We start from the raw sequence: 3064 nt of genomic DNA, 5'->3' as shown, positions 1-3064 counted from the left end.
GACCGGTGTCGTCGCACCCGCTGTCGGCAGCAAACCCGCTACCTTGCGCGACAGAAGCGTTCTGGCCTTCGCACCGGCACCTGCGCTAGCCACACGCTAGACTAGAGGCTCTCGGGCTTGAGTGCCGTCTCGACCAGCCGCCTGGCGTCCGGCCCCGACCATTCGGCCGGGCCGTTCATATGGGCGATCAGGCAGCCCTCGCCGTCGACCAGCATGGTGACAGGAAGGCCTAGCGCCAGGCCGCGCTTCTTGAGGTCGTTGAACAGCGCCATCGTCGAATCCCGGTAATAGCCAAGCGTCGCGACGCCGGTATCGCTGAGGAACTTCTTCGGCTTCACATCGTCGCCGGCATCGACATTGACGGCGATCACTTGAAAGGCGTCGCTGCCCTTTTCCTTCTGCAGCGCATCGAGCGCCGGCATTTCGGCACGGCACGGGGCGCACCATGTCGCCCACAGATTGAGCAGCACCGTCTTGCCGGCATGATCGGCAATCGTCATCGGCTTGCCGTCCGGACCGTTGAAGGCAAGGCTCTTCAGGGATTGTGGCGGATCGGCCGGCAAAAGTGCCGCGACCTCACCGGTGGCCGAAGCCGCGACCTTCTTGGCGCGGTCGCTCTTGGCCGCGCAGGCCACGTCGTCCTTGCTCTCACCCACGGCAGCTTGTGCCGGTGCATTGTTGCCAGACCGGCTCTCGCTGACATATACCGCGACCGCGCCCGCCAGCGCGCCCGCCACCAAGGCGGCGAGGATCAGGCGCGGGGCCGGGAAGAATCTACTACCGTCTGCCATTTTCTCAAAACTGCTCCGAAGCACGGGTTATAGCCATGAGCGATAAGAAAACCAGCAACCAGATGTGGGGCGGACGTTTTGCCTCGGGTCCGGCCGCCATCATGGAAGCGATCAACGCGTCTATCTCCTTCGACCGCAAACTCTATGCGCAGGACATCAAAGGCTCGATCGCCCATAGCGAGATGCTGGCGCAAACGGGCATTATTTCGGCGGCCGATCAAGAAAAAATCGCTGACGGGCTGAACACGATCCTGAGAGAGATCGAGGCCGGCAGCTTCGAGTTCTCGACGCGGCTCGAAGACATCCACATGAACATCGAGGCGCGCCTTGCCGATCTGATCGGCCCGGCGGCCGGCCGCCTGCACACCGCCCGCTCGCGCAACGATCAGGTCGCGGTCGATTTGCGGCTCTGGGTCAAGGAGGAGTGCTTTCGCGTCGCCGAGGCGTTGAAGGGGTTGATTGAGGCGCTGCTGGAGCGGGCCGAGGAGCATGCGGCGACCGTGATGCCGGGCTTCACCCATATGCAGGCGGCCCAGCCGGTGACCTTCGGCCATCACTGCATGGCCTATGTCGAGATGTTTTCGCGCGACCTGTCGCGTGTCCGCGATGCGATCGAACGCATGGACGAAAGCCCGCTCGGTGCCGCCGCACTTGCCGGCACCAGCTTCCCGATCGACCGCCACCGGACCGCCAAGGGGCTCGGCTTCCGCGAGCCGATGCGCAATTCGCTCGACAGCGTCTCGGATCGCGATTTCGCGCTCGAGTTCCTTGCCATGGCCGCGATCTGCGCCACGCATCTGTCGCGGCTGGCCGAAGAGATCATCATCTGGTCGACGCCGCAATTCGGCTTCGTCAGGCTGTCGGACTCGTTTTCCACCGGCTCGTCGATCATGCCGCAGAAGAAGAATCCCGATGCCGCCGAACTGGTGCGCGGCAAGACCGGCCGCGTCACCGGCCATCTGGTCGGCCTGCTGACGGTGATGAAGGGCATGCCTTTGACCTATGGCAAGGACATGCAGGAAGATAAGGAATCGGTATTCGACGCCGCCGAGACGCTCGACCTGATGCTGGCGGCGATGACCGGCATGGTCTCGGACATGACGGTCAACGCAGCCGCGATGAAGAAGGCCGCCGGCTCCGGCCACGCGACAGCAACCGACCTTGCCGACTGGCTGGTGCGCACGCTCGGCCTGCCGTTCCGAGAGGCGCATCATGTCACCGGCCGGGCGGTGGCGCTGGCCGAAGACAAGAAGGTGGGGCTGGAGAAGCTTTCGCTGGAGGATCTGCAGTCGATCGATCCCGGCATCACGGCCGACATATTCTCAGTGCTGGCGGTGCAGAACTCGGTCAAGAGCCGCACCAGTTTCGGCGGCACCGCGCCGTCGGAAGTGAGGAAGCAGATCCGCGCCTGGAAAAAGCGACTGGCGAAAGCGTAATGCCGGATGTTGCGCCAGCAATATCCCGGACATGCGACCAGCAATATCCGGACGTTGCGCCAGATATTGCGACGAGCAATATCTCGGGGTGCAATGCGCCGAGAACTCGGCTAAAAGCGGCGGCTGACAAACGTTTCGGACGGATGGATCGATGACCGGAAGCAGGATTTTGGTGACGCTGACGCTGCTGGTGGCGATCGCGGCCGTCTCGGCCTGCGGCAGGAGGGGCGGTCTCGACACGCCCTATGAGGCGGCCGTGCAGGCGCGCAAGGATGCCTCGAAGGCCCATCAGCCCGTGCCGCCGGAGCCAGAAAAACCGGTCAAGGACAAGAAGTTCATCCTCGACCCGCTGATCTAGGCCGACGAGAGCGGGGCCTTCCAACCCGATCTCATCTTGCCGCAACTTCCGGAATCACTCCCGTGAACCATTTCGACTACCGCGACGGCGTGCTCCATGCCGAGGACGTGGCGATACCAGATATCGCCGCACAGGTCGGCACGCCATTCTACTGCTACTCGACGGCCACCCTGACCAGGCACTACCGGGTGTTTGCCCAGTCCTTTGCCGGGCTCGACACGCTGGTCTGCTACGCCATGAAGGCCAATTCCAACCAGGCCGTCCTGCGGACGCTGGCGAAGCTCGGCGCCGGCGCCGACGTGGTTTCGGAAGGTGAATTGCGCCGGGCGCTGGCCGCCGGCATTCCGGCCGGCAAGATCCTGTTTTCGGGCGTCGGCAAGACTGCGCGCGAAATGGACTTTGCCCTTGCCGCCGGCATTCTCTGCTTCAACGTCGAGTCCGAGCCTGAACTTGAGCTGTTGTCGGCGCGAGCCGTTGCC

At 63.8% G+C, this 3064-nt stretch carries 3 protein-coding genes and 1 pseudogene; 3 read left to right on the top strand and 1 reads right to left on the bottom strand.

Going from position 1 to position 3064, the window contains the following annotated elements:
- Positions 1-101: 101 nt before the first annotated feature.
- The gene (locus EN879_RS30005; RefSeq protein ID WP_063169085.1) at positions 102-791 is read right to left on the bottom strand and encodes a TlpA disulfide reductase family protein; all 690 of its coding nucleotides are present in this window, start codon (positions 789-791) and stop codon (positions 102-104) included.
- Between the two features lie 35 nt (positions 792-826).
- Here EN879_RS30005 and argH point away from each other — a divergent pair, with 35 nt between their 5' ends.
- The 3 genes and pseudogenes from argH to EN879_RS29990 all read left to right on the top strand — a co-directional run.
- A complete protein-coding gene (argH, locus tag EN879_RS30000; RefSeq protein ID WP_063169086.1) occupies positions 827-2227 on the top strand; it encodes an argininosuccinate lyase in 1401 nt (466 codons plus the stop codon).
- A 151-nt stretch (positions 2228-2378) separates the two neighbouring features.
- The gene (locus EN879_RS29995; protein ID WP_013529409.1) at positions 2379-2585 is read left to right on the top strand and encodes a lipoprotein; all 207 of its coding nucleotides are present in this window, start codon (positions 2379-2381) and stop codon (positions 2583-2585) included.
- 62 nt (positions 2586-2647) lie between these two features.
- Positions 2648-3064, top strand: a pseudogene (locus tag EN879_RS29990) (diaminopimelate decarboxylase); the annotation flags it as partial.

Origin of the sequence: Mesorhizobium sp. M7A.F.Ca.AU.002.02.1.1 (assembly GCF_003998535.1) — a bacterium.
GTDB classification, from domain to species: Bacteria; Pseudomonadota; Alphaproteobacteria; order Rhizobiales; family Rhizobiaceae; genus Mesorhizobium; species Mesorhizobium ciceri.
Note: the sequence above shows the minus strand (reverse complement) of the source record. Positions and strands in the feature narration are given on the sequence as shown.

Bases quoted from the DNA above. Each gene is read 5' to 3' on its own strand.
- EN879_RS30005 (WP_063169085.1), bottom strand. From the start codon at position 791: ATGGCAGACGGTAGTAGATTCTTCCCGGCCCCGCGCCTGATCCTCGCC.
- argH (WP_063169086.1), top strand. From the start codon at position 827: ATGAGCGATAAGAAAACCAGCAACCAGATGTGGGGCGGACGTTTTGCC.
- EN879_RS29995 (WP_013529409.1), top strand. From the start codon at position 2,379: ATGACCGGAAGCAGGATTTTGGTGACGCTGACGCTGCTGGTGGCGATC.